A 24,419-nucleotide genomic window follows, 5' to 3' on the forward strand; every position below is an offset into this window, starting at 1 on the left:
CAACCCGAAAGGAATCGCAATGATCAACAAGATACTTGTCGCCGGCGGTGGCGTGATGGGGTCGCAGGTCGCCTGGCAGGCCGCCATGCATGGCAAGCAGGTCACGGTCTACGACATGTTCGAGGCCGGGCTGGAACGCTGCCGCGCCTTTCATGCCGGCTACGCAAAACAGTTCCGCGAGCAGCGCGGCGCCGATCCGGCCGAGGTCGAGGCGGCTCTGGCCCGCCTGTCCTACAGCACCGATCTGGCCGCCGTTCAGGATGCCGATCTGGTCATCGAGCAGGTGCCCGAGGATCTGGAGATCAAGCGCGATTTCTGGCACAAGGTTTCCTCGCTCGCGCCCGAGCGGACGATATTCGCGACCAATACCTCATCTCTCCTGCCCAGCGACATGCTGGAGTTCGTCGACCGGCCCGGGAAATTCCTGACCCTGCATTTCTGCGCGCCGGTCTGGGACGCCAATATCGCCGAGATCATGATGACGCCCAGGACCGATCCGCAATATCGCGATCAACTGGTTGAACTCGCGCCCGAGATGGGGCTGGTGCCGATCGTTCTGCAAAAGGAACAGCCGGGCTATGTGCTGAACTCGCTGCTGATCCCCTTTCTCATGGCGGCGCTGGAACTGGTGCGCGACGGGGTGGCCGATCCGGCCAGCATCGACAAGGTCTGGCATATCTGCAACCGCTCGGAAATCGGTCCGCTGCAGATGATGGACATCGTCGGCATGAACGTGGGCTTTCACATCCTTGAGGCGCAGGCCAAGGCGGATGGCGATCCGCGTGCTAAAAGCCTGGCCGAGTATCTCAAGACCGAATTCATCGACAAGGGCCGCATGGGCCTGGAAACGGGGCGCGGCTTTTACGACTACGATAAAAGCTGAGGACCGGCGCGGCCGGTAGATGCCGGCCGCGCAGATCGGAGGTATGTTTTGCGTGACGAGCTTCGTGTCCGTGCATATCGGCGCCGGGCATGGTCTTGTCAATTGTCAGGGCAGGCGCTGGCCGGCAAGGATGGTGATGGCACCGAGCAGGCACAGGAATGTTCCGGCCAGATCCCAGCGGCTGGGTATCTGTCCCTCGGTCAGCCAGAGCCAGCCAAGCGAGGCAACCACGTAGATGCCGCCATAGGCCGCATAGGCGCGTCCGGCGAAATCCGCATCGTCGCGCGTCAGCAGCCAGGCGAACGCGGCCAGGGACACCATGCCCGGCAGCAGCTACAGCGCCGAGCGGTCCAGCCGCAGCCAGGCCCAGAAGGCGAAACAGCCTGCGATTTCGGCCAGCGCGGCAAGGACATAGATGGCAAGCGGCGCGGCAAGGGTCATCGGCACGGCGCCCCGGTCAACGGCGGCATCGGTGCCGTCATGGCCGATCCGCCCAGCTTTCGATTTCGTCGGCGACCAGTTCCTGCAGGGCCCAGATATAGGTGTCGTGAATGCCGGCCTCTTGCAGGCCCCGGGCGGTGCGCAGCAGGTATTCGCAGCCCGAGCCGGCCGGGCCATTCGCGCGGGCCAGGCGCCTTGCCTGATCCTGGATGGGCAATTCGGCCAGTTCGATACCGACCGGATCGGCATAAAAGGTCAGGGCATGGCTGCGGCCGCGACTGGTCTCGACCTCGATCCAGCGGGCATTGGCGGCCAGCTCATGGGCGACCAGTTCCCGGCTGAGGATCGCGCGCATGGAGTCGCGCTCGGTCCCCGGCGCGATCTCGAGGATCAGCCCCTCGCATCTGCCGCCCGATGCCAGCGCCAGCATCAGGCCCGGCTCATCCGGCGTTCCGCGGAAATGGTCCAGCGGGATGTTGAACCGGCGGTGCCAGCCGACGGCCCGGGCGCGGCTGCGCGCGCTGACGTCGAAGCCGGGATTCCAGATCAGCGAGCCATAGGCAAAGACCGGGATCGGGTGCGGGCGGTCGCGGGTCAGGGCCTCGGCCAGCCGGTCCAGATCGTCGTCGTCGAGCATGCGCCAGTTCGGATTGTGGCGCGGCCCCTCGACGATGCGGGTGGCGCGGCGGACGTGATCCTCGGTCAGGCGCAGCGCGGAGCGCGCCCCGTCCGGCGGGACGTCAGACATCCAGTTCCTCGACGAACTGGGCGTTTTCCTGAATGTACTGGAAGCGCAGTTCGGGCTTCTTGCCCATCAGGCGCTCGACCAGATCGCCGGTCTCGCCACCCTCGTCATCGTCGATGCTGACCCGGATCAGCTTGCGGGTGGCGGGGTTCATGGTCGTGTCCTTGAGGTCCTTGGCGTCCATTTCGCCCAGACCCTTGAAGCGCTGCACGTCGATCTTGCCCTTGCCGCCAAGGCCCTTGGCCAGCATCCGCTCTTTCTCGGCGTCATCCGCGACATAGATGCGATGCGCGCCCTGGGTCAGGCGGTAAAGCGGCGGGCAGGCCAGGTAGAGGTGTCCCTTGTCGATCAGCGGCCGCATCTGGGTAAAGAAAAAGGTCATCAGAAGCGACGCGATATGCGCGCCGTCCACATCGGCATCGGTCATGATGATGACCTTGTCATAGCGCAGGTCATCGACGTTGAAGCGCGTCCCCATGCCGACGCCAAGTGCCTGACATAGATCGTTGATTTCCTGATTGGACCCGAGTTTGGACGAGGCTGCGCCCAGCACGTTCAGGATCTTGCCGCGCAGGGGCAAGAGCGCCTGCCGGGTACGTTCGCGCGCCATCTTGGCGGAACCGCCCGCCGAGTCGCCCTCGACGATGAACAATTCGGTCCCGTCGCGATTGGTGGCGCTGCAATCGACGAGCTTGCCGGGCAGGCGCAGCTTCTTGGTCGCGGATTTGCGCGCGGTTTCCTTTTCGGCGCGGCGGCGCAGCCGTTCCTCGGCCCGCAGGATCAGGAAATCGAGGATCGCGCCCGCCGATTTCGTATCCGCCGCCAGCCAGTTGTCGAAATGGTCGCGCACCGCGCCCTCGACCAGACGCTGGGCCTCGGTCGTGGCCAGCCGGTCCTTGGTCTGGCCGACGAATTCCGGCTCGCGGATAAAGCACGAGACCAGCGCGCAGCCGCCGGCGATCAGGTCGTCGCGGGTGATCTGGGCGGCCTTCTTGTTGCTGACCCGCTCGCCATAGGCGCGGATGCCCTTGAGGATGGCGGCCCAGAAACCGGCCTCATGCGTGCCGCCCTCGGGCGTGGGGACGGTGTTACAGTATGACTGGATGAAGCCATCGCGCGAGGGTGTCCAGTTGATAGCCCAGTCCACCTTGCCCGGCGTGTTGAACTTTTCCTTGAAATCGACCGTGCCGGCAAAGGGGCGCTCGGCATAGCTGCTCGAGCCGTTCAGGGTCTCGGACAGGTAATCGGCCAGACCGCCGGGGAAATGAAAGGTGGCCTCGGTCGGGGTTTCGCCATCGTCGATTTCCGATTTCCAGCGGATCTCGACGCCGGAAAACAGATAGGCCTTGGATTTCACCATCTTGACCAGCCGCGCGGGCTTGAAGCGGTGATGGCCAAAGATCTGCTCGTCGGCGTGGAAGGTGACCGTGGTGCCGCGCCGGTTCGGGGCGGCGCCCAGCTTCTGGACCGGCCCCTGCGGGATGCCGCGCGAAAACCGCTGCTCGAACAGTTCCCGGTTGCGCGCGACCTGCACCACCATGCTGTCCGACAGGGCATTGACGACCGAGGCGCCGACCCCGTGCAACCCGCCCGAGGTCTGATAGGCGTCGCCCGAGAACTTGCCGCCCGCATGCAGCGTGCACAGGATCACCTCAAGCGCGGATTTGCCGGGGAATTTCGGATGCGGGTCGATCGGGATGCCGCGGCCATTGTCGCGGATCACGACGCTGAAATCGGCCTGCAATTCCACCTCGATGCGGGATGCGTGGCCGGCGACCGCCTCGTCCATCGAGTTGTCGAGGATCTCGGCCACCAGATGATGCAGCGCGCGTTCATCGGTACCGCCGATATACATGCCCGGGCGCTTGCGCACCGGCTCCAGCCCCTCCAGCACCTCGATGGACGCGGCCGAATAACTCTCGGTCGCCCTGTCGGCAGCGGGAAAGAGATCGTCGGCCATGGCACCTGCTCGTCTTGTTTTGTGTCTTGTTGTTCTGAGGCGATGTTATCTCATGGCCGGGGGTATCGCGGCAAGGGGCAGTATTGCCCGGCCGCCCGGCTACCAGCAATAGTGGTGATCCGGGGCACGCAGGGACGATCCGCAGGATCGGGGGCGCGCTATTCGGGTTCGGCCAGACGGGCCTGCCACATCTTGCGGAAGGCGGGGCGGGACTGGCAATCGGCCAGCCAGGCTTGCAGGGCGGGGAACTGGCTTAGCAGCGCCTCGTGGCTCTGGGCGTAGCGCACGACCTCGGCCAGGTTGATATCGGCGACGGTGAAGCGTCGCCCGACGATATGGCCATGCCGGGACAGATGATCCTCCAGCACGCGCAGGGGGCGGATCAAGCGTTCGGCGGCATGGGCGACGGCGGCCTGGTCGGCGCCCGGCTGCGCCTGACCGGCGCGGTGCAGGAACAGGATGGTCAGCGCGTCGGGCTCGAGCCAGGTGCAGGCGTAAAAGGACCATTGCAGCATCAGCGCGTCCTCATCGGCATCCGCCGGGCCAAAGGGCTGGCCATGCTTGCGCGCGAGGTAAAGCGTGCAGGCCAGCGATTCCGACAGGACCAGATCGCCGTCGCGCAGCACCGGGATCGCCCCCTGCGGCGAGAGCTTCAGGAACTGGGCGCTATGGGTGTTGAGCGGCGCGTCCTCGGCATCGGGATCGGGCAGGCGATAGGCCTGGATCACCGGCACCTGCTTGAAGGGAAGGCCGATCTCGTGGCACAGCCAGACAATGCGCGAGGCCCGCGAGCGGGTGACGCCGTAAAGGGTCAGCATGGAATTCTCCGTCGACAGATCCGCGCGAGAGTGCCGCAGTTACAGCACCTCGGCAAGGTAGCGCATCATGTTGTCGCCCATGACCTTGGTGATCTGGTCCTCGGTCAGGCCGGTCTCCAGCAGCGCCTGGGTCAGCGCCGACAGATGCGCCGCGTCGAAAGGCGCATTGACCGAGCCGTCGTAATCCGAGCCCAGCGAGACGCGATCCTCGCCCACCAGGTCGATGGCGGCGGCGATGGTCTGGGCGACGGCGCCGGGGGTCCTGCCGCAGACCACGTCCGACCAGTAGCCGATGCCGATCAGCCCGCCCTTGTCGGCGACCGCCCTGACCAGATCGTCGGGCAGGTTGCGCGGCGTCGCGCAGCGGCTGTAGATCCCGGTATGCGAGATGATCGGCCGGGCGCCGGGGATCTCCAGCACCTCGCGCACCATTTGCGGGCTGGCATGGGCCAGATCGATCACCATGCGCTTGCGGATCATCTCGGCCACCACCGCGCGGCCGAAATCCGTCAGGCCGGAATCGGCGCCGCCCTGGCCGTGGAGGCTGCCGCCCAGTTCATTGTCGAAGAAATGCGTCAGCCCGATGACCCGGAAACCGGCGCCGTAAAGCACCTGAAGATTGGCGATCTCGCCCTCAAGCGGATGCGCGCCCTCGGTGCCCAGCAGCGCGCCGACGGTTTTCGCGCCGTTGCGGCGGGCATCGAGCAGGGTCTGCAGATCCTCGGCCGAGCGGATCAGCATCAGGTCATCGGGCGCGCGCTCGGCCGCGCGGCGCAGGGCGGCGGCCTGAACCAGCGCGCGCTCCTTGAGGCTGAACCAGCTGGCCAGAGGCCGCAGCTGGCCGATGAAGAGCGGCGTGATATTGTCCGGCGCGTCCGCCGCGTTCTGGCTGTAATTCTGGCCGCGCGGGCTTTTGGTGACGGTGGTAAAGACCTGTAATGCGACATTGCCCTCGATCAGGCGCGGGATGTCGGTATGGCCGCGATCGACCCGTTCCAGCAGGTCGCGATCCCAAAGCAGCGCATCCGAATGCCAGTCGCCGATGGTCAGGCGGTTATGCAGCTCCTGCGCCTCGGGGCTGACGGGCCAGCCCTCGGCGGGCATGGTCAGCGGGTTCAGCCGGCTTTCGACGAAGGCCGGCCCCCAGATCGCCACCGCGGCGGCGGCCGGCACCGCCAGCGCCAGCAGCCACAGGAAAATGCGCCGGATCATGCGGATCATGCCGTCCCCCTTTGATCGTTCGGGCGGCAGCATAGGGCAGGGGGCGGGCCGACGCGACCCAAAACCGGATGCCCCGCCCGGCGGGTCGGGCGATGGGCGGAATTACGTCTCCATCGCCTCCAGCTCGTCGATGAAGCCCTCGATCATCGACAGCCCCTTGTCCCAGAAGGCCGGGTCCGAGGCGTCGAGGCCAAAGGGCGCCAGCAATTCCTTGTGATGCTTGGTGCCGCCGGCTGCCAGCATGTCGAAGTACTTCGACTGGAAGTCGGGCAGCCCGTCCTCGTAGACGGCATAAAGCGCGTTCACCAGCCCGTCGCCAAAGGCATAGGCATAGACGTAAAAGGGCGAATGCACGAAATGCGGGACATAGCTCCAGAAGGTCTCGTATCCGGGCATGAATTCAAAGGCCGGACCCAGGCTTTCGCCCTGCACCGACATCCACAGCGCGTTGATATCCTCGGGCGTCAGCTCGCCCTCGGCACGGGCGGCGTGCAGCTTGCATTCGAAATCGTAGAACGCGATCTGGCGCACGACCGTGTTGATCATGTCCTCGACCTTGCCGGCCAGCAGCGCCTTGCGCTGCGCCTTGTCGGTGGCTTTCGCCAGCAGCGCGCGGAAGGTCAGCATCTCGCCAAAGACGCTGGCCGTTTCGGCCAGGGTCAGCGGCGTCGCGGCCAGCAATTCGCCCTGTGCGGCGGCCAGGCGCTGGTGGACGCCATGGCCCAGCTCATGCGCCAGCGTCATCACGTCGCGCGGCTTGCCCAGATAATTCAGCAGCACATAGGGATGGGCGGTGGTGACCGTCGGATGGGCGAATGCCCCCGGCGCCTTGCCCGGCTTCACGGCCGCGTCGATCCAGCCGCGATCGAAGAAGGGCTGCGCCAGTTCCGCCAGTTTCGGGTCGAACCCGGCATAGGCGTCAAGCACCGTGGCGCGGGCCTCGGGCCAGGCGATCAGGCGCGGGGACTCGCTCGGCAGGGGCGCGTTGCGATCCCAGACCTGCAGCTTGTCCAGCCCCAGCCAGCGCGCCTTGAGCGCGTAATAGCGGTGCGACAGGCGCGGATAGGCGGCGGTGACGGCATTGCGCAGCGCCTCGACCACCTCGGGCTCGACATGGTTCGACAGGTGACGCGCGCTCTGCGGCGTCGCCATCTTGCGCCATTTGTCCTCGATCGCCTTTTTCTTGCAAAGCGTATTATGAATGCGCGAAAAAAGCTTGATATTGCTGGAAAACACCTTAGCCAGCGCACGCGCCGCAGCTTCGCGCCGGGCGCGGTCGTGATCGGTCAGCAGGTTCAGCGTCGCCTCAAGCCCCAGTTCCTCGCCCCCGACGTCAAAGCTGAGCGCGGCGGTGGTCTCGTCGAACAGCCGGTTCCAGGCGGCGACGCCGGCCACGGTATTGTCATGTACGAAGCGTTCCAGCTCGTCGGAAAGCTGATGCGGGCGCATGACGCGCATGCGGTCGAAAACCGGCTTGTAGCGCTCGGGCCCGTCGGGATCGGTAAAGACCTCGAGGTAACGATCCTCGGGGATGCGGTTGAATTCCAGGCTGAAGAACACGAGCCTGGTCGTATCCTCGGTGATGCGGTCCTGCAGGTCGCCCATCTGCTTGGCGCGCGCCGCATCGGTGGTGTTCTGATAATAGCGCAGCCCGGTATAGGACATGAGCCGACCGGCCAGAATGTCGATCTGCTGATAGCGCTCGACGCATTCCAGCATCTTTTCCGGCGAGAGCGAGATCAGTCGCCCTTCGTAATCGCGGGCGAAATCGGCGCTGGCCTTGCCCAGCAGTTCCAGATCGCGGGAAAGTTCCGGGGCGTCGGGAGCGGCGTAGAGATCGCTCAGGTCCCAATCGGGCAAATCGCCCAGATCGGGGCGTTCGCCGCCGACCGGCAGGGCGTTTTCGTCGCGAAGCGGGAACCGGAAGAAACGGGGCTGATCCATAATCGTCATAAGCTTTCCTCTCGAATGCCGGGGGTTTGGCATCTGCAAGACCCGGCTGCAAGGCCGCGGGCGGATCAAGACGGCGCCAAGGGCCGGTTCCTGCGTCTAGGCGCCGCCTTGCTGGTGGAAATGTGAAACCGCGGCCTGCAGGAAGGCGCCGCGGATCGAATCGCGCTCCATCATCGGCTCGTGCCGGCTGTCGGGCATCTCGAGGAGCCGCGCGCCGGGCCATTTCGCCACCCGCTCGCGGATCGCCCTGGCCGAGACGATCCGGTCGCGCCCGCCCAGCCCGACCAGCGCCGGGATTTTCGGCGAGGGCAGCAGCGCCAGCCTGCGGCATTCCACTAGTGCCGCGCGCAGCCAGTCATTGGTCGCCCCGCCCAGGGCGATCTCGGGCCAGCTTGCGGTCTCGGCCACGATGCGGCCCCAGCGTGGCCCGTCGCTGCTGAGCAGGTTGCCGAGAAAACTGTCCTGCAGGATGAATGATTCCTCGCCGCCCGAGGCGGGGGCCGGCCGGCCGCCCCGGCCCAGGCTGCACATCAGCCGGGCCAGCGCCAGCGCCAGCGCCACCGGGATGCCGCGCAGATCGATGCCCCACATGGGGGGCGAAAAGGCGGCGCTGCGCACCGGCAGCCCGCTGCCAAGCGCGGCCAGCCCGATCGCGCCGCCCATGGAATGCGCCAGAAGGTGCCAGGGCTGCGGCAATTCCAGTTCCTGCGCGGTGACGACCATTTCCACCACGTCGCGCTGGAAATCGGCGAAATCGGTGATATGGCCCGGGCGCGGATTGGCCTGCAACCGGTCCGACAGCCCCTGTCCGCGCCAGTCGATGGCCAGCACGTCATAGCCGGCGTCATTCAGGTCGGCCGCCACGTCGCGGTATTTTTCCAGATATTCGGTGCGGCCGGGAAACAGCAGCACGCTGCCCGCCCGGCCGTCGAATCTGTCCGCCGCCGCCCAATGCCCGACCCGCAGGCGGATGCCGTCCTCGGCCCGCAGCCAGAAGCTGCGCACCCTGGGCACCGGATCGCCGGCCAGCGTGTTGAAGGGCGCCGGCGTCATGATCAGGACAGCAGCGCGCCCAGTTTCATCGCCGTGCCCATCGCGCCATCGACCTTGAGCTTGCCGCTCATGAAGGCCATGGTCGGGTTGACATCGCCGTTCAGCAGCCCCTCGAAGGTCGCGCGATCGGCGGTCAGGGTCACCTCGGCCTCGTCATCGCCGGCGCGGGCGCCGTCTGCGTCGATGAAAATGCTGCCCTCGCCCTCGATCACGAATTTCGCGGTGCCATCGAAGCCCTTGGCTTTCTCGTCCAGAGCGGCGACTGCGGCCTCGACCACTTTGCTCATTCTCGATCTCCTGTCTGTGTATGGTATTTGCCTGGTGGGAAAGTTACATGGTGTTTATGCGTTTGCCAGTCCCACATTGCCATCTTGTCGTAGCGGCAGGGCTGATTCTCGGAATTTCCCGGCTGGCGCCCGCATATGCCGATGAAATCCCCCGACCCGATCCATGGCTTGATCCGATACCCGCCCAGACCGAGGCTCCGCAAGAGGATTCGCCCTGGCCCGCGCCGCCGCAACCCGAAGCGCAGACCGATCCGCTGAATCAGCCGGCCGAGGCCGCCGAACCCACGACCCAGGCGCTGCTGCGCGCGCGCGAGGATCTGGACCTGCTTTTCGCCGAACTGGCCCGGCCCGAGGGCGAAAGCTGGGCGCGGGCGGAAACGGATATCCTGCGCATCTGGTCGCGATCCGGCTCGGCGGCGATGGACCTGCTTTACAAGCGCGGCGAGGCGGCGCTGGACGCGGGTGACACGGTGGCCGCCATCGGTCATCTGACCGCGCTGACCGATCACGCGCCGGATTTCGCCGCCGGCTGGTACCTGCGCGCGGTGGCCTTTTACCTGAACGGCGATTTCGGCCCCTCGCTGGCCGATCTGGCCGCCACACTTGCGCTTGAGCCGCGGCATTTCGCGGCGCTGACACAGCTGGGCGGCATGCTTGAGGAAACCGGAGCGACGGCCCGCGCGATCCAGGCCTATCGCGAAAGCCTGAGGATTCACCCCAACCAGCAGGATGCAAAGGACGCGCTTGAGCGGCTGGAGCAGGAAACGCAGGGCACGGACGCCTGAGATGCAGGACAGATCGCGGATCGCGGCCGTTCTCGGCCCGACCAATACCGGCAAGACGCATTACGCCATCGAGCGTATGCTGGCCCATCGCACCGGCGTCATCGGCCTGCCGCTGCGCCTGCTTGCGCGCGAGGTCTATGACCGCATTGTCAAGGCGCGCGGCCCCAGCGTCGTGGCGCTGGTCACCGGCGAGGAGCGGATCGTGCCGGACCGCGTGCAATACTGGGTCGCCACCACCGAGGCCATGCCCGAGGTCGGCGCCGATTTCGTCGCCATCGACGAGATCCAGCTTTGCGCCGATCCCGAACGCGGCCATGTCTTCACCGACCGGCTGCTGAATATGCGCGGCCTGCATGAAACCCTGCTTCTGGGCAGCGACACCATGCGGCCGGCCATCGCGGCGCTGGTGCCGGGCGTGCAGTTCATGCGGCGCGAGCGATTCTCGGACCTGTCCTGGGCCGGCTCGAAAAAGATCAGCCGCATGCCGGCGCGCTCGGCCATCGTCTGCTTCTCGGCCGAGGAGGTCTATGCCACGGCCGAACTGATCCGCCGGCAAAAGGGCGGCTGCGCGGTGATCATGGGCGCGCTGAGCCCGCGCACGCGCAATGCCCAGGTCGCCATGTATCAGCAGGGCGAGGTGGATTACCTGGTCGCCACCGACGCCATCGGCATGGGGCTGAACCTCGATCTGCGCCATGTCGCCTTCTCGGCGGTGGAAAAATTCGACGGCCGCCGCTATCGCCCGCTGTTTCCCCATGAGCTGGCCCAGATCGCCGGCCGCGCCGGGCGCCATACCGAAGCCGGCACCTTCGGCGTCACCGGCGATGCGAACATCCTGGACGAGGGGCTGATCGGCGCCATCGAGAACCACCGCTTCCAGCCGATCGGCCGCCTGATGTGGCGCAATCCGGCGCTGGAATACGGCAGTATCGAGCGGCTGATCGCCAGTCTGGAAACCGCGCCGCAACCGGAATGGCTGGCGCGCGGGCGCGAGGCGGACGACCTGCGCGCGTTGAAGGCGCTCTCTGCCATGCCCGAGATCCGCGGCCAAGTGACGCATCCGCGCGATGTGCGGCTGTTGTGGGATGTCTGCCGGATACCGGATTTCCGCTCGATCTCGGCGGTCGAGCATGCGACGCTGCTGGCGCGGATTTTCGGCTTTCTGCGCGAGGGCACCGTGCCCGGCGACTGGCTCGGGGCGCAGATCCGCCGGATCGACCGGGTGCAGGGCGATATCGACACATTATCGAAACGATTGGCATATATCCGCACCTGGACCTATGCGGCGCAGCGTTCGGGCTGGGTTTCGGACGAAAGCCATTGGCGCGCCGAGACGCGCGCTGTAGAAGATCGCTTGTCGGATGCGCTGCACGCGGCTTTGACACAAAGATTCGTGGACCGGCGCACCTCAGTTCTGCTGCGCCGGCTCAAACAGAAGGAGGCCCTTTTGGCCGAGGTGAATGACAAGGGCGAGGTGACGGTCGAGGGCGAATTCGCCGGCCGTCTGGAAGGGTTCCGCTTCCGCGCCGATCCAAGCGCGACCGGGGACGAGGCGCGCATGCTGGCGCGCGCAGCCTATGAGGCGCTGCGGCCCGAATTCCATCTGCGTGCCGACCGCTTCTACAATGCGCCCGATACCGAGCTGGATTTCACCGAGCAGGGCGGGCTGATGTGGGGCGCCTCGGCGGTGGGCAAGCTGGTCAAGGGCGCCGAGCCGATGAAGCCGGGCGTCGAGGCTTTCGTCGACGAAGAGGCCGGCCCCGAGATCGCCGAGAAGGTGACCCGCCGGCTGCAGCATTTTATCGACCGCAAGGCCGCGACCGCATTCGAGCCGCTGATGGCGCTGAAGAATGACGAGACCATGACCGGCCTCGCGCGCGGTTTCGCCTTTCGCCTGGTCGAGGCCTTCGGCGTCCTGCCGCGCGAGGGTGTCGCGGCCGAGGTCAAGGAACTGGATCAGGAGGCGCGCGGCCTGCTGCGCAAGCATGGCGTGCGCTTCGGCCAGTTCACCATCTTCCTGCCGGCGCTCCTGAAACCGGCGCCGACACGGCTGCGGCTGGTCCTCTGGGGGCTGGATCAGGGGCTGGCGGAATTTCCTGAAAGCCCGCCGCCCGGTCTGGTGACGATCCCGAACCTGCCCGACGTGCCCAAGGGGTATTACACGCTCTCGGGCTATCATCCGGCGGGCGAGCGCGCGATCCGCATCGACATGCTGGAGCGCCTGGCCGACATGCTGCGCGGTCAGGACAGCCGCGCGGGATTCGAGGCGACGGCCGACATGCTGTCGATCACCGGCATGACGCTGGAGCAGTTCTCGGATCTGATGGTGGGCCTGGGCTACAAGGCCGAGCGTGGCGAGAGGGTCAAGACCCGCGCCGAGCCCGCGCCCGAACCGGCGCCGGAACCCGGCGAGGTCGATCACGAACACCCGCTGACCGAAGAGGAAAGCGTGCTGGCCGCCGAGACCCGCGCGAAATGGGAGGCCGAGCAGGCCGCCCGCAAGGCCGAGGAAGAGGCCGCCGCCCGGCAGGCCGGCGAGGTCGATGCGGATGATGCCGCGACGCCCGCCGCCGGCGAGGCTGCGCCCGAGATGGAGGTGTTCTATACCTTTACCTGGCCGCCGCGTCCGCGCGGCAACCGCCGCCCGCCGCGTGGCGAGCAGCAGCAGGGCCAGGGGCGCCGGCAGGGCGAGCCCGCCCGCGAGCGCGAGCCGCGCCGTGACGGCGAGAAGCGCGCCGGCAAGCCGGCCGATGGCAGGCCCGCGGAGGGCAAGCCGCGTGGTCAGAAGCCGGGCGAGAATCAGTCCGAGAGGCGCGGCGATCGCGGTCCCAAGGGCAAGCACAAGGGCAAGCCGCGCCATGACGGCCCGAAAAGCTTCGAGGCGCGGCCCCCACGGGAAAAGAAGGCCGATCCCGACAGCCCGTTCGCGGTCCTGGCCGCGCTCAAGAACAAGACGTGAGCGGGGACGAGCCCGACACGATACGGCTGGACCGCTGGTTGCACCATGTGCGCCTGTTCAGGACGCGCAGCCTCGCCGCCGATGCGATCGGCGGCGGCGGCGTCCGGGTCAACGGCCAACCCTGCCGCAAGCCGGCGCGGGCGGTGCGCCCGGGCGATACGGTCACCGTTTCGGCCCATGGAACGGTGCGCGCCCTGCGCGTCCTGGCCCTGGGCGAGCGGCGCGGCCCGGCGCCCGAAGCCAGCCTGCTTTACGAGGAAATCGGCCTCTGATCGCGCCCCTGCGGGGGCGGCATGGGAACGTGGTTTTGCCCGGATGCGAAACCCCAGAACGCTGTTCGCTCCGCCGTGGTTGAAGGCTGCATGCGCGTCTTTTCCGCTGTCGCGGCCTTGAATGATGGCCATGCCGGGCGTAACTAGCCGCTCAGGCAACAGGAACCACGCGCTATGACCTACGTCGTCACCGATAACTGCATCATGTGCAAATACACCGACTGCGTCGAGGTGTGCCCGGTGGACTGTTTCTACGAGGGCGAGAACACGCTGGTCATCCATCCCGACGAATGCATCGATTGCGGCGTCTGCGAACCGGAATGCCCGGCCGACGCGATCCGCCCCGATACCGAGCCGGATATGGAAAGCTGGGTCGAGTTCAACCGGAAATATTCCGAGAAATGGCCGGTCATCACCCGCAAGAAGGATCCGATGCCGGGCTATGAAGAAATGGACGGCGTTGCCGGCAAGCTCGAGAAGTATTTCTCGGAAGCGCCGGGCGAGGGCGACTGAACGCGAATTTTTCGGCCCGGTTTCACCTTTGACGAAACTGTGATCGACTTGCATCAGACCCGGTTTTGACGGTTCCGCGCGGTGGTTATGCAGGTGCAGAATCGTTACCAAGTTGACCGTGAGGCAGCCGGGGCGATTCGGTTTACTCGCCGCCGGTTCTGCGGGAAGAAATGTTGACAAGTGTCTGATTTGGTTTTCTTTCGCCTATCCGTGCAGAGCCGGTGCTGCCTCGCAGCGAACCTTTGAACTGCGCTGCATTTTGTGATATATTGTCGTTACATTCGCGTCGGGCGGGCCATCTGACCATGGTCTGAACGGCGCTTCTGCCTGCTCCGGTCATCTGCCAGACCGGGAAAGATAGAACCGATATACCGGCCCGGAAAGGAGGGAGTTCCCCGCCTTCAGGGTCTTTGTGCCGCCTGGCGGCGCCGCTGCGAAGGAAACTCGATGTCCAAGACCAAGAAAGCCGAATTCCGCCCCGATGATTTCGTCGTATACCCCACCCATGGCGTGGGGCGGATCGTGTCCATCGAAGAGCAGGAGGTCGCCGGCCTGCGCCTCGAGATGTTCGTGATCTCGTTCGAGAAGGACAAGATGACGCTGCGCGTCCCCACCGCCCGCGCCAGCGAGATCGGCATGCGTGGCCTCTCGACCCCCGATCTGGTCGAGCAGGCGCTGAACACGCTCAAGGGCAAGGCCCGGGTCAAGCGCGCCATGTGGTCGCGCCGCGCCCAGGAATACGAGCAAAAGATCAACTCGGGCGACCTGATGTCGATTGCCGAGGTGGTGCGCGACCTGCACCGCAACGACGACCAGCGCGAGCAGTCCTATTCCGAGCGTCAGCTTTACGAGGCGGCGCTGGATCGCCTGACCCGCGAGATCGCCGCGGTCAACGGCATGGACGAGGCCGGCGCCCAGAAAAAGGTCGATGCCGTGCTGACCGCCCGCGCCGCCTGACACGGGCCGCGTTTCGCGATCAAGGGGCGCCCTTGCGGCGCCCTTTTTGCTTGTCAGGGATAGACCCGCTCCAGCGCTCCCGATGAGATCAGGCTGCCCGTCGTGACGATCGCCTGGCCTTGCAGATTGTTCGCCCAGCAATCGTCAAAGGACAGCTCGTAACGGCAATATCTGTGGCCCTCGAGCAGGCTGCGAAACTGCGGCTCCAATTGCCCCGGGGGGCTCACCAGGCGGCCAAGCTGCACCGGTGGCCCTGCCACGATGCCGGCATTCAGCAGACCCTGATAGGCCAGTTCCGCATTGTAAAATCTGCCGTCGCCCAGCAGGAACTGGTCGTCGAAGGGCTGGCCATAGGCGATGAACAGCGAAAACCGCGCCATCGGGCCGGGCCACATCTGTTCTTCCGGGTCGTAATCCGCGGCGAGATCGCGCGCCCGGTAAACGGCGTAATCCCCGTGTGACAGGCCGGCGACATGCTCATAGAGCATTTCCTCCTTCACGCCCTCGGATTCATCGACGAACACTACGCGCGGGCCGCCGCTGCTGGGCCGCAAGATCCCGACCGAGGCCCATCGCAGGTCAAGGCTGCGGCGGATCGCCTCGTCGATATCGTTGACCCCGTTTCGGAAGATCAGATCGCCCGGCCGCCAGTCCCAGGCGGCCTCGGCCATCAGGGCCTCGTAATCGGGAGCCGGCACGGTCAGCGGATCGGCCCTGTCCTGCGCCCATGACGCGGCGCAGGTCAGAATGCCCGCCAGCACTGCCGCGATGACCGTTGCGCCCGGCTTTTTCAGCTTGCCCGGCACGATCCGTTACGCCAGTGCGGCGAGGATCCGCGCCCAGCTGCGCGCCCCCTTTGCGAAGCTTTCGATATCGTATTTCTCGTTCGGGGAATGGATGCGGTCATCGTCGCGGGCAAAACCGATCAGCATCGAATCCATGCCCAGAATTTCCTTGAAATCCCCGGCGATCGGGATCGAGCCGCCGGCCCCGATATAGGCGGCCTCGCGTCCCCATTCCTCGCCAAGCGCCTGTTTCGCGGCGGCAAAGGCGGGGTCCGAGATATCCATGCGGCTGGCCGGGCTGGCGCCGTGATCGTGGAATTCGACCGTGCAATCCGCGGGTATGGCGGCGCGGATATGGGCGCGGAATGCCTCGCGGATCGCCTGCGGGTCCTGTGTACCGGTCAGCCGAAAGCTGACCTTGGCGCGTGCTTCGGCCGGCAGGACGGTCTTGAATCCCGCGCCGGTATAGCCGCCGGTGATGCCGTTGATCTCGAATGTCGGGCGGTTCCAGACCATTTCCAGCGCGCTGCGCCCCTGTTCGCCGACCGGGTGCTTCAGCCCGACCAGCGACAGGAATCCGCCGGCGTCGAAATCCAGCGCCTGCCAGTCGGCGCGCAGCTCGTCGCTCAGATCCTCGACCCCGTGATAAAAGCCGGGCAGGGTGATGCGGCCGGCATCGTCCTTGATGCTGGCCAGCGCGTTGACAAGGATCTGGATCGGGTTCGCGGCCAGCCCGCCGAAACTGCCCGAATGCAGGTCAAACTCGGCGGCGCGGATCACGATTTCCTCGCCATAGAGGCCGCGCAGCTGCGTCGTGATCGCGGGCCGGCCATCGGCGTAAAGCCCGGTGTCGCAGATCATCGCGATACCGGCGCGCAATTCCTCGGCATTCTCGCGCAGGAAGGGGCGCAGGCTGGGCGAGCCGGATTCCTCCTCGCCCTCGAACAGCAGCACCAGATCCGAGGGCAGGGCGCCATGCACCGCCTTCCACGCCCGGAACGCCTCGACAAAGGTCATCAGCTGGCCCTTGTCGTCCGAAGCGCCACGGCCACGGATCACCCGCCCGGCGGGTGTGTCCTCGATCGCCGGCTCAAAGGGCGGGCGGTCCCACAATTCCAGCGGATCGACCGGCTGGACATCGTAATGGCCGTAAAACAGCAGCGGCCTGCGGTCACCTTTCGGTGAATGCGCGACCACCATCGGATGGCCGGGCGTGTCGCGGACATCTGCCTGAAACCCCAGCGAGCGAAGCTCATCGCACAGCCATTCCGCGGCCTTGCGGACATCGCCGGCATGGGCGGGGTCGGTGGAAATCGAGGCGATGCGCAGAAACTCCTGCAAGCGGCTCAGCGCCTGCGGCAATTCCCGATCCAGCGTTGAAAGCATTTCGTCGATTTTGGGCTTGTTCTGCATGTCCCGCCTTTCCTGACTGATTTCCTCAGGGTAAATTCCTGTTTTTACCGCGCTATTGCGACAATTTGGCCCTGTATTTTTTCCGCTTTGACACTTATCAAGTTAGGACCCGCGGGATCGGAGCATGATCCCCCAAGCAAGCAAGTTCAAGCAAGGCAAGGGATCAAGATGGACTACTCTGCCGCCCTCGACCAGGCCATCGGCAAGCTGCACGAAGAAGGACGCTACCGGACCTTCATCGATATCGAGCGCCGCAAGGGGGCCTTTCCGCGGGCGGTCTGGACGCGCCCCGACGGGACCGAGACCGAGATCACCGTCTGGTGCGGCAACGACTATCTGGGCATGGGCCAGCATCCCGTGGTGCTGGACGCCATGCACGAGGCGCTGGACGCGACCGGCGCCGGCTCGGGCGGGACGCGCAACATTTCCGGCACGACGGTCTATCACAAGCGCCTTGAGGCCGAGATTTCCGACCTGCATCGCAAGGAGGCCGCGCTGGTCTTTACCAGCGCCTATATCGCCAATGACGCGACGCTTTCGACGCTGCGCAAGCTGTTTCCGGGGCTGATCATCTATTCCGACCAGCTCAACCACGCCTCGATGATCGAGGGGATCAAGCGGTTCGACGGCGCCAAGCGCATCTTTCGCCACAACGACCCGGCGCATCTGCGCGAATTGCTCGAGGCGGACGATCCGGCGGCGCCCAAGCTGATCGCCTTTGAATCGATCTATTCGATGGATGGCGATTTCGGCCCCATCGCGGAAATCTGCGATCTGGCCGAGGAGTTCAACGCGCTGACCTATCTGGACGAGGTCCACGCCGTCGGCATGTATGGCCGGCGCGGCGGCGGCGTCTCGGAACGCGACGGGCTGGCGCATCGCATCGACATCATCAACGGCACGCTGGGCAAGGCCTTCGGGGTGTTCGGCGGCTATATCGCGGCTTCGGCCCGGATGGTGGACGCGATCCGTTCCTATGCGCCGGGCTTCATCTTCACCACCTCGATTCCGCCGGCTGTGGCGGCGGGGGCGGCGGCCTCGATCGCGTTCCTGAAAACCGCCGAGGGGCAGATGCTGCGCGACCAGCAGCAATTGCATGCCCGCATCCTGAAGATGCGCCTGCGGGGCCTGGGCATGCCGATCAACGATCACGGCAGCCATATCGTGCCGGTCCATGTCGGCCATCCGGTGCATTGCAAGGCATTGTCCGATATGCTGCTTGCGGATTTCGGCATCTATGTGCAGCCGATCAACTTCCCGACCGTTCCGCGCGGGACCGAAAGGCTGCGCTTCACGCCCTCGCCGGTGCATGACGCGAAGCGGATCGACCAACTGGTTCGTGCGATGGATCACCTGTGGTCGCAATGCAAGCTTAACCGTTCCGTTGCTGTCGCCTGACAGGTTCGGGGGTGTTCGTCTCTCGCGTCCGTGATAACCTTGCTTTAATCAACTTGTGAGATTCTCCCGATTCGGGGGATGGCAGCAAAGAATGGGGCAGGTGCAATGATCGGGCTAAGGGGGACTCCCCCGTCGCAAGGCCATGACGAGTCGGTGGCGCTGCCGCCAGGCTTTGACGATCCTGATATTCGTCTCGGCGACCTGATGCGGGGCGAACGCGCCACGCTGGGAAAGTCGCTTCTGGACGTGCAGCGCGAATTGCGCATTCGCGCCTCTTACGTCGCCGCCATCGAGAATTGCGATATCTCGGCCTTTGACACGCCCAGTTTCATCGCCGGTTACGTGCGCTCCTATGCGCGCTATCTGGGCATGGATTCGGACTGGACCTTTCGCCGCTTTTGCCAGGAATCCGGCTTCCAGCCCACCCATGGCATGGCGCCGGCCGCCTCGGGACCCAAGCCGCAGCGCCGCCCCTCGGACCCGGCCGAGGCGCTGGCCAATCCGCATCCGATCTTTCTGCCCAAGCCGGAAAGCATCTGGTCCTCGGTCGAGCCGCGGGCGATCGGCTCGGTGCTGGTGATGATCGCGCTGGCCTGCGGCCTGGGCTATGGCGGCTGGGCCGTCCTGCAAGAGGTGCAGAAAGTCAGCCTGACCCCGGGTGAGCAGGCGCCCGGCGTGATCGCCAGCCTCGACCCGGTGCAGGATGCCGCTGAGCCGGAAACGATCGAATCGGCGCGGGTGAACCTGCCGCGCCCCGAGGGGCTCGACCGCACCTATCGCCCGCAGGCGCTCGAGGTGCCGGTGCTGGTGGCGCGCGACGGTCCGATCGCGTCGATCGATCCGGGGCTGAACGCGCCGGCGATGCAGCCCGCGACCCAGGAGCCCGAAACCCGCATGACCGCGGCGGCAGGTTCGCCTGAAATGTTCGGCCCCTTCCTGCCCCCCGAACAGGTTGCCGTTCGCACCATCGCGCCCGACGCGCCCGAGGTGGAAATTCTGGCGGCCCGGCCGGCCTGGGTCCGAGTCACCTCTGCCGACGGCACCGTGCTGCTGGAAAAGACCCTGGATGCGGGCGAACGCTTCGCCCTGCCCAAGCTCGAGGAACCGCCGGTCCTGCGCGCCGGAAATTCCGGCGCGGTCTATTTCGCGGTGAACGGCCGCACCTATGGCCCCGCCGCCCCCGGCGCCAAGGTGGTCAAGAATATCGAACTTTCGCCCGCGGCGCTGACCTCGCAATATGCCTTTGCCGATCTGGCCAAGGATCCGCAGCTGGCCGAGATGGTAGCTCTGGCCTCGGTCGCGCCCGATGAGCCGGCAGAGATGCCCTTCCCGGAATAGGCTGACAAGCCCGCGCCGGGGCGGTCACGCCTGCGGCATCTGCCCTGCCGATCATGGCCGCGCGACTTGCCGGCGCGGCCACATGGGCCTATCTGTGACGGCGACGACGCGAATAAGGCCAGACCCATGCCGCATAACCCGATCCGTCCCTGGCGCAATATCGACCGCCGGAAGTCCCGCCAGATCATGGTCGGCCCGGTTCCGGTGGGCGGCGACGCCCCGATCACTGTCCAGACCATGACCAATACCGACAGCAGCGACGTGCGCGCGACCCTGGATCAGGTGATCCGCGCGGCCGATGCCGGCGCGGATATCGTCCGCGTCTCGACCCCGGATCAGGCCTCGACCCGGGCGCTGCGCGAAATCTGCCGCGAAAGCCCGGTGCCGATCGTGGCCGATATCCATTTCCATTACAAACGCGCCATCGAGGCGGCCGAGGCGGGCGCTGCCTGCCTGCGCATCAACCCCGGAAATATCGGCGACCAGACCCGCGTGCGCGAGGTGATCAGGGCGGCGCGGGATCACGGCTGCTCGATCCGCATCGGCGTGAATGCCGGCAGTCTGGAAAAGCACCTGCTGGAAAAATACGGCGAACCTTGCCCCGATGCGATGGTCGAATCCGGCCTCGACCATATCCGCATCCTGCAGGACAACGATTTCCACGAATTCAAGATCAGCGTGAAGGCCAGCGATGTCTTCATGGCCGCTGCGGCATATCAGCAGCTGGCCGATGCCACCGACGCGCCCATCCACCTCGGCATTACCGAGGCGGGCGGCTTCGTCGGCGGCACGGTGAAATCCGCGATCGGCCTGGGCAATCTGTTGTGGATGGGCATCGGCGACACGATCCGGGTCAGCCTCTCGGCCGATCCGGTCGAAGAGGTCCGCGTCGGCTTCGAGATCCTGAAATCCCTGGGCCTGCGCACGCGCGGCGTCCAGATCATTTCCTGCCCAAGCTGCGCGCGCCAGGGCTTCGATGTCATCAAGACGGTCGAGACGCTGGAAAAACGCCTTGAACACATCAAGACCCCGATCAGCCTGTCGATCATCGGTTGTGTGGTGAACGGCCCGGGCGAGGCGCTGATGACCGATATCGGCTTTACCGGCGGCGGTGCCGGCAATGGCATGGTCTATATGGCCGGCCGGCAGGATCACAAGATGAGCAACGCCCAGATGGTCGATCACATCGTCGAACTGGTCGAGAAGCGCGCCGCCGAAATCGAGGCCGGGCAGCCCGAGGCGGCGCAATAACCGCAGGGCGCGCCGCCCTCATTTCTTCTTCATTCAAATATCCATGCCGCGCGCGCCAGCGGCACCAAGCCTGCCGGATTCAGCCCTGCTTGGCCTCCCGAACCTTGCGGATCACGCCTTCCAGCCCGTCGGGCGGCACGCCGCGCAGCATTTCCCCCTCGATGATGAAGGTGGGCGTGCCCATGATCCGCATCCGCTCGGCCAGCTGGTGATTCTGGCGGATCACGGTCGAGACCTCTTCGGTATTCATCCGGTTCAGCACCGCCTTGCTGTCCACGCCCAGGGTGCCGGCCAGCTTGCCCAGGCTTTCCAGGTTCACCGGCCCGCGCGATTCCATCAGCGCGTCATGCGCCTTCTTGTAGGCGTCCGGTCCGGCCTCCTGCTGAACGGCGACCGCAAAGCGCGAGGCCATGTCGCTTTCCTGAGTCAGGATCGGGAACTCCTTCAGCACAAAGCGGATATTGCCGTCCTCGCGGATCAGTTTTTCCAGCGTCGGATAGACGCTCTTGCAGACGCCGCAGCGGTAATCGATGAATTCGACCAGGGTGATGTCGCCTTCGGGATTGCCGCCGACCCAGCTATAGCCGTCCTCAAAGATCGCCTCATGGTTGTTCTCGACCAGCAGCCGGTCGTTTTTGGCATCATCGACCGCGCGACGCTCTTCCAGCACGGCAATCGATTCGACCAGAACCTCGGGATTGGCCATCAGGTATTCGCGCACCGCCGCGCCAAAGGCCTCGGTCTCGGCCTCGGTCATGTTCGCCGGGTCAAAGGCCAGCGCGGGCAGGGCGGTCGCTGTCAGCAGAGCAGCGGTCAGAACGGCTTTCATTCAAGGATCCTTTCCTGTTGGCGCGAAGATTGGCCCTTGTGTCATGCGGTTGCAAGCGATCCGGGCGCGGCCTCACGCGGGCTTGACCCATGCCGCCGCAGCCGCGATACCCGCTGGCAAGAGCATGAGGCAGAAATGAGACAGTCGCAACGCGGGCAGGTGGACCCGTTCATCGTCATGGATGTCATGGAAGCGGCGCGCCGCGCCGAGGCCTCGGGGCGGCATATCGTGCATATGGAGGTGGGCCAGCCCGCGACGCCGGCGCCTGCGGGGGCGCGGCGGGCCCTGGCGGCTGCGCTGGAAGAGCCGCTGGGCTATACCGTCGCGCTTGGCCTGCCGGCGCTGCGCGAGGGGATCGCCGGGCTTTACCGGCGCTGGTACGGGATCGACCTCGATCCGGCGCGGGTCATCGTCACGCCGGGCTCCAGCGGCGCCTTCATCCTTGCGTTTTCGGCGCTGTTCGATGCCGGCGACCGCGTCGCATTGGGTGAGCCGGGCTATCCCAGCTATCGCCAGATCCTGCGCGCCATGTCGTTGCAGCCGGTCGGCATCCAGACCCGGATCGAGGACCGCTATCAACCCCGCCCCGAGGATCTGCCGACCGATGTCCAGGGGCTGATCCTCGCCTCGCCCGGCAACCCCTCGGGCACCGTGCTGCGGCGCGGGGAACTGGCCGCGCTGGCCGCGCGGGCAGGCGAGCTGGGCATGGCGCTGATCTCGGACGAGATCTATCACGGGCTGGATTACGGCGCGGGCTTTCATTCCGCGCTCGAGGTGACCGACAAGGTCTTTGTCATCAACAGCTTTTCCAAGTATTTCAGCATGACCGGCTGGCGCGTCGGCTGGATGGTGGTGCCGGAAAGCCATATCCGCACGGTCGAGCGGATCGCCCAGAACATGTTCATCTGCCCGCCCCATGCCAGCCAGGTCGCCGCCCTCGCCGCGCTGGATTGCGAGGACGAGGCGCGGGCCAATCTGGCCGTCTATGCCGAAAACCGCCGCCTCATGCTCGCGCGCCTGCCGGCCATGGGGTTTGATCGCATCGCGCCGCCCGAGGGTGCTTTCTATATCTATGCCGATGTCTCGTCGCTGACCGATGACAGCCTGAAGTTCGCCGGGGAAATACTTGAAACGGCGGGGGTTGCCGTCACGCCGGGGCTGGATTTCGATCCCCGCCGCGGGGCCGGAACGCTGCGCTTCAGCTATGCCGGCGCAACCTCGGAAATATCGCTTGGGCTGGACCGGCTGGCGGCTTTCATGGCGGCGCGATGAGATGGCTTCATGCGATCCTGCTGATCCTGCTGGCGCTGCCGGCGGCGGCCGAGGGGCCGCTGCGCCCGGGCCTTGCGCAGGTCGATCTGGCACGCTCCTCGATCCAGGCCGAGGGCCGCGACCGCGGCCGTCCCCGGCCGCTTGAACTGCGGCTCGGGCTCAGCCGGCCGGTGCCCTACCGGGTCTATTTCCTCGATGGCCCGCCGCGTCTGGTGGTCGATTTTCAGGAAGTCGATTTTGCCGATCAGGACAGCGGCGCGATGCCCGGGCGCGATCTTGTTCCGGCCTTGCGTTGGGGGCGTTTTCGCCGGGGTTGGTCGCGCATGGTGATGGAGTTGCCCGGCCCCTATGCGCTGCGACTGGCGCTGCAGACGCCGGCGCGCGACGGCGCGCAGGGCGCCCTGCTCAGCCTGCGGATCGAGCCGGTCGAGCAGCAGGGATTCGTCACCCGCGGCACGGCGCTGTCCGCGCTTTGGGATCTGCCCGAACCGGTGCTGGAGGGGGACCCGGCATTGCCGCGCGATGCGGGCGACGAACGGCTGCGGGTGGCGATCGACCCCGGACATGGCGGCCAGGATCCGGGCGCGCAGGTCGGCGCGATCAGCGAGGCGGCCCTCATGCTGGGCTTTGCCGCCGAACTGGCCGAGGAACTGAGCCGTGCCGGATTCGCGGTCACCGTCACGCGCGATGACGACCGTTTCATCCCGCTCGAACAGCGCATGACCATCGCGCGCACCGCAGGCGCCGATCTGTTCATCTCGCTGCATGCCGATGCGCTGCCGGCGGGCGGGGCGGCGGGGCTGTCGCTCTATACCTGGAATCAACAGGCCAATGACCGCGCCACGCGTGAACTGGCCTTGCGGCATGATCGCGACGATCTGGTTTCGGGGCTGGATCTGCGCGGGGCGGACAGTCAGGTCGTCGATGTGCTGATGGATCTCGCCCGCACCGAGACCCAGCCCCGCTCCGAGGCATTCGCGAAGTTCGTCGTGCTGGAACTGCGGCGGGCCGGGATCGGCATGCATCGCGATCCGATGCGGGGCGCGGCCTTTTCGGTTCTGAAATCGCCCGATATTCCCTCGGTGCTGATCGAGCTGGGCTTTCTGACCGATGCCGGCGACCGGGCCAATCTGTTCGATCCCGACTGGCGCGTCGGCACCGCGCAGGCCATCACCCGCGCCATCGGCGGATGGGCGCAGGACGATGCCGCCCGCGCCGCAGTTTCGCGCAAATAGCGCAAGGTTGCTTTGACGCCTTCCGCCGGGCTGTCTATAGAGACCCATATC

General features: G+C 66.0%; 21 protein-coding genes and 1 pseudogene. 11 read left to right on the top strand and 11 right to left on the bottom strand.

Going from position 1 to position 24,419, the window contains the following annotated elements:
* Nucleotides 1-19: 19 nt before the first annotated feature.
* Nucleotides 20-883 carry a 3-hydroxyacyl-CoA dehydrogenase gene (locus tag IT41_RS08220; protein WP_036740176.1) on the top strand — a complete coding sequence of 288 codons (864 nt, stop codon included), beginning with the start codon at nucleotides 20-22 and terminating at the stop codon, nucleotides 881-883.
* A gap of 105 nt (nucleotides 884-988) precedes the next feature.
* Here the strand turns inward: IT41_RS08220 and IT41_RS08225 are convergent.
* The 8 genes and pseudogenes from IT41_RS08225 to IT41_RS08260 form a co-directional block, all read right to left on the bottom strand.
* Nucleotides 989-1,324, bottom strand: a pseudogene (locus tag IT41_RS08225) (YnfA family protein).
* 37 nt (nucleotides 1,325-1,361) lie between these two features.
* Complete coding sequence (locus IT41_RS08230) at nucleotides 1,362-2,072, bottom strand: gamma-glutamylcyclotransferase (protein ID WP_036740177.1); 711 nt, start codon at nucleotides 2,070-2,072, stop codon at nucleotides 1,362-1,364.
* A complete protein-coding gene (gene parE / locus IT41_RS08235; protein ID WP_036740178.1) occupies nucleotides 2,065-4,029 on the bottom strand; it encodes a DNA topoisomerase IV subunit B in 1,965 nt (654 codons plus the stop codon). The genes IT41_RS08230 and parE overlap by 8 nt, the downstream gene beginning before the upstream one ends.
* 158 nt (nucleotides 4,030-4,187) lie before the next feature.
* Nucleotides 4,188-4,847, bottom strand: a complete 660-nt coding sequence (locus IT41_RS08240) for a glutathione S-transferase family protein (RefSeq protein ID WP_036740179.1) — start codon at nucleotides 4,845-4,847, stop codon at nucleotides 4,188-4,190.
* 39 nt (nucleotides 4,848-4,886) lie between these two features.
* Nucleotides 4,887-6,068, bottom strand: coding sequence for a dipeptidase (locus tag IT41_RS08245; RefSeq protein WP_036740233.1), 1,182 nt, complete (start codon nucleotides 6,066-6,068; stop codon nucleotides 4,887-4,889).
* A gap of 102 nt (nucleotides 6,069-6,170) precedes the next feature.
* Nucleotides 6,171-8,021: a M3 family oligoendopeptidase gene (locus tag IT41_RS08250; RefSeq protein ID WP_036740180.1), complete on the bottom strand. Its 1,851-nt coding sequence runs from the start codon at nucleotides 8,019-8,021 to the stop codon at nucleotides 6,171-6,173.
* 96 nt (nucleotides 8,022-8,117) lie between these two features.
* Nucleotides 8,118-9,074, bottom strand: a complete 957-nt coding sequence (locus tag IT41_RS08255; protein WP_036740181.1) for an alpha/beta hydrolase — start codon at nucleotides 9,072-9,074, stop codon at nucleotides 8,118-8,120.
* 2 nt (nucleotides 9,075-9,076) lie between these two features.
* Complete coding sequence (locus tag IT41_RS08260) at nucleotides 9,077-9,361, bottom strand: SCP2 sterol-binding domain-containing protein (RefSeq protein ID WP_036740182.1); 285 nt, start codon at nucleotides 9,359-9,361, stop codon at nucleotides 9,077-9,079.
* 47 nt (nucleotides 9,362-9,408) lie between these two features.
* Between IT41_RS08260 and IT41_RS08265 the strand changes: the two genes are divergently transcribed.
* From IT41_RS08265 to IT41_RS08285, 5 genes are all read left to right on the top strand, one after another.
* Complete coding sequence (locus IT41_RS08265) at nucleotides 9,409-10,146, top strand: tetratricopeptide repeat protein (protein ID WP_139221588.1); 738 nt, start codon at nucleotides 9,409-9,411, stop codon at nucleotides 10,144-10,146.
* A 1-nt stretch (nucleotide 10,147) separates the two neighbouring features.
* Nucleotides 10,148-13,105 (top strand): helicase-related protein, encoded by a 2,958-nt coding sequence (locus IT41_RS08270; RefSeq protein ID WP_036740183.1) that lies wholly within the window; start codon nucleotides 10,148-10,150, stop codon nucleotides 13,103-13,105.
* On the top strand, nucleotides 13,102-13,377 hold the full coding sequence (locus IT41_RS08275; protein ID WP_036740185.1) for an RNA-binding S4 domain-containing protein: 276 nt from the start codon (nucleotides 13,102-13,104) through the stop codon (nucleotides 13,375-13,377). Before IT41_RS08270 ends, IT41_RS08275 begins: the two co-directional genes overlap by 4 nt.
* Nucleotides 13,378-13,551: 174 nt before the next feature.
* Nucleotides 13,552-13,890 carry a ferredoxin FdxA gene (fdxA, locus tag IT41_RS08280; protein WP_036740186.1) on the top strand — a complete coding sequence of 113 codons (339 nt, stop codon included), beginning with the start codon at nucleotides 13,552-13,554 and terminating at the stop codon, nucleotides 13,888-13,890.
* A gap of 447 nt (nucleotides 13,891-14,337) precedes the next feature.
* Nucleotides 14,338-14,847, top strand: coding sequence for a CarD family transcriptional regulator (locus IT41_RS08285; RefSeq protein ID WP_036740187.1), 510 nt, complete (start codon nucleotides 14,338-14,340; stop codon nucleotides 14,845-14,847).
* A gap of 53 nt (nucleotides 14,848-14,900) precedes the next feature.
* Here IT41_RS08285 and IT41_RS08290 read toward each other — a convergent pair whose 3' ends face one another.
* Together IT41_RS08290 and IT41_RS08295 are read right to left on the bottom strand one after the other, a co-directional pair.
* Nucleotides 14,901-15,653: a C40 family peptidase gene (locus IT41_RS08290; protein ID WP_052081347.1), complete on the bottom strand. Its 753-nt coding sequence runs from the start codon at nucleotides 15,651-15,653 to the stop codon at nucleotides 14,901-14,903.
* A 6-nt stretch (nucleotides 15,654-15,659) separates the two neighbouring features.
* Nucleotides 15,660-17,045, bottom strand: a complete 1,386-nt coding sequence (locus tag IT41_RS08295) for a dipeptidase (RefSeq protein ID WP_036740188.1) — start codon at nucleotides 17,043-17,045, stop codon at nucleotides 15,660-15,662.
* Nucleotides 17,046-17,213: 168 nt separating this feature from the next.
* Here IT41_RS08295 and hemA point away from each other — a divergent pair, with 168 nt between their 5' ends.
* The 3 genes from hemA to ispG all read left to right on the top strand — a co-directional run bounded on the left by hemA (nucleotide 17,214) and on the right by ispG (nucleotide 21,032).
* Complete coding sequence (gene hemA / locus IT41_RS08300) at nucleotides 17,214-18,443, top strand: 5-aminolevulinate synthase (protein ID WP_036740189.1); 1,230 nt, start codon at nucleotides 17,214-17,216, stop codon at nucleotides 18,441-18,443.
* A 105-nt stretch (nucleotides 18,444-18,548) separates the two neighbouring features.
* Nucleotides 18,549-19,781, top strand: coding sequence for a helix-turn-helix domain-containing protein (locus IT41_RS08305; RefSeq protein WP_036740190.1), 1,233 nt, complete (start codon nucleotides 18,549-18,551; stop codon nucleotides 19,779-19,781).
* A 126-nt stretch (nucleotides 19,782-19,907) separates the two neighbouring features.
* Nucleotides 19,908-21,032: a flavodoxin-dependent (E)-4-hydroxy-3-methylbut-2-enyl-diphosphate synthase gene (gene ispG, locus IT41_RS08310; protein WP_036740191.1), complete on the top strand. Its 1,125-nt coding sequence runs from the start codon at nucleotides 19,908-19,910 to the stop codon at nucleotides 21,030-21,032.
* Between the two features lie 79 nt (nucleotides 21,033-21,111).
* Here the strand turns inward: ispG and IT41_RS08315 are convergent, their stop codons facing one another.
* Complete coding sequence (locus tag IT41_RS08315) at nucleotides 21,112-21,861, bottom strand: DsbA family protein (RefSeq protein ID WP_036740194.1); 750 nt, start codon at nucleotides 21,859-21,861, stop codon at nucleotides 21,112-21,114.
* A gap of 135 nt (nucleotides 21,862-21,996) precedes the next feature.
* On the opposite strand from IT41_RS08315, the gene IT41_RS08320 reads away from it, so the two are divergent.
* Nucleotides 21,997-23,133, top strand: coding sequence for a pyridoxal phosphate-dependent aminotransferase (locus tag IT41_RS08320; protein WP_036740195.1), 1,137 nt, complete (start codon nucleotides 21,997-21,999; stop codon nucleotides 23,131-23,133).
* The gene (locus IT41_RS08325; RefSeq protein ID WP_036740197.1) at nucleotides 23,130-24,368 is read left to right on the top strand and encodes an N-acetylmuramoyl-L-alanine amidase; all 1,239 of its coding nucleotides are present in this window, start codon (nucleotides 23,130-23,132) and stop codon (nucleotides 24,366-24,368) included. The genes IT41_RS08320 and IT41_RS08325 overlap by 4 nt, the downstream gene beginning before the upstream one ends.
* Nucleotides 24,369-24,419: the final 51 nt, after the last annotated feature.

This window comes from Paracoccus halophilus (assembly GCF_000763905.1).
GTDB lineage: Bacteria > Pseudomonadota > Alphaproteobacteria > Rhodobacterales > Rhodobacteraceae > Paracoccus > Paracoccus halophilus.

Coding starts and splice junctions, on each gene's coding strand:
- IT41_RS08220 (WP_036740176.1), top strand. CDS start 20: ATGATCAACAAGATACTTGTCGCCGGCGGTGGCGTGATGGGGTCGCAG.
- IT41_RS08230 (WP_036740177.1), bottom strand. CDS start 2,072: ATGTCTGACGTCCCGCCGGACGGGGCGCGCTCCGCGCTGCGCCTGACC.
- parE (WP_036740178.1), bottom strand. CDS start 4,029: ATGGCCGACGATCTCTTTCCCGCTGCCGACAGGGCGACCGAGAGTTAT.
- IT41_RS08240 (WP_036740179.1), bottom strand. CDS start 4,847: ATGCTGACCCTTTACGGCGTCACCCGCTCGCGGGCCTCGCGCATTGTC.
- IT41_RS08245 (WP_036740233.1), bottom strand. CDS start 6,068: ATGATCCGCATGATCCGGCGCATTTTCCTGTGGCTGCTGGCGCTGGCG.
- IT41_RS08250 (WP_036740180.1), bottom strand. CDS start 8,021: ATGACGATTATGGATCAGCCCCGTTTCTTCCGGTTCCCGCTTCGCGAC.
- IT41_RS08255 (WP_036740181.1), bottom strand. CDS start 9,074: ATGACGCCGGCGCCCTTCAACACGCTGGCCGGCGATCCGGTGCCCAGG.
- IT41_RS08260 (WP_036740182.1), bottom strand. CDS start 9,361: ATGAGCAAAGTGGTCGAGGCCGCAGTCGCCGCTCTGGACGAGAAAGCC.
- IT41_RS08265 (WP_139221588.1), top strand. CDS start 9,409: ATGGTGTTTATGCGTTTGCCAGTCCCACATTGCCATCTTGTCGTAGCG.
- IT41_RS08270 (WP_036740183.1), top strand. CDS start 10,148: ATGCAGGACAGATCGCGGATCGCGGCCGTTCTCGGCCCGACCAATACC.
- fdxA (WP_036740186.1), top strand. CDS start 13,552: ATGACCTACGTCGTCACCGATAACTGCATCATGTGCAAATACACCGAC.
- IT41_RS08285 (WP_036740187.1), top strand. CDS start 14,338: ATGTCCAAGACCAAGAAAGCCGAATTCCGCCCCGATGATTTCGTCGTA.
- IT41_RS08295 (WP_036740188.1), bottom strand. CDS start 17,045: ATGCAGAACAAGCCCAAAATCGACGAAATGCTTTCAACGCTGGATCGG.
- hemA (WP_036740189.1), top strand. CDS start 17,214: ATGGACTACTCTGCCGCCCTCGACCAGGCCATCGGCAAGCTGCACGAA.
- IT41_RS08305 (WP_036740190.1), top strand. CDS start 18,549: ATGATCGGGCTAAGGGGGACTCCCCCGTCGCAAGGCCATGACGAGTCG.
- ispG (WP_036740191.1), top strand. CDS start 19,908: ATGCCGCATAACCCGATCCGTCCCTGGCGCAATATCGACCGCCGGAAG.
- IT41_RS08315 (WP_036740194.1), bottom strand. CDS start 21,861: ATGAAAGCCGTTCTGACCGCTGCTCTGCTGACAGCGACCGCCCTGCCC.
- IT41_RS08320 (WP_036740195.1), top strand. CDS start 21,997: ATGAGACAGTCGCAACGCGGGCAGGTGGACCCGTTCATCGTCATGGAT.
- IT41_RS08325 (WP_036740197.1), top strand. CDS start 23,130: ATGAGATGGCTTCATGCGATCCTGCTGATCCTGCTGGCGCTGCCGGCG.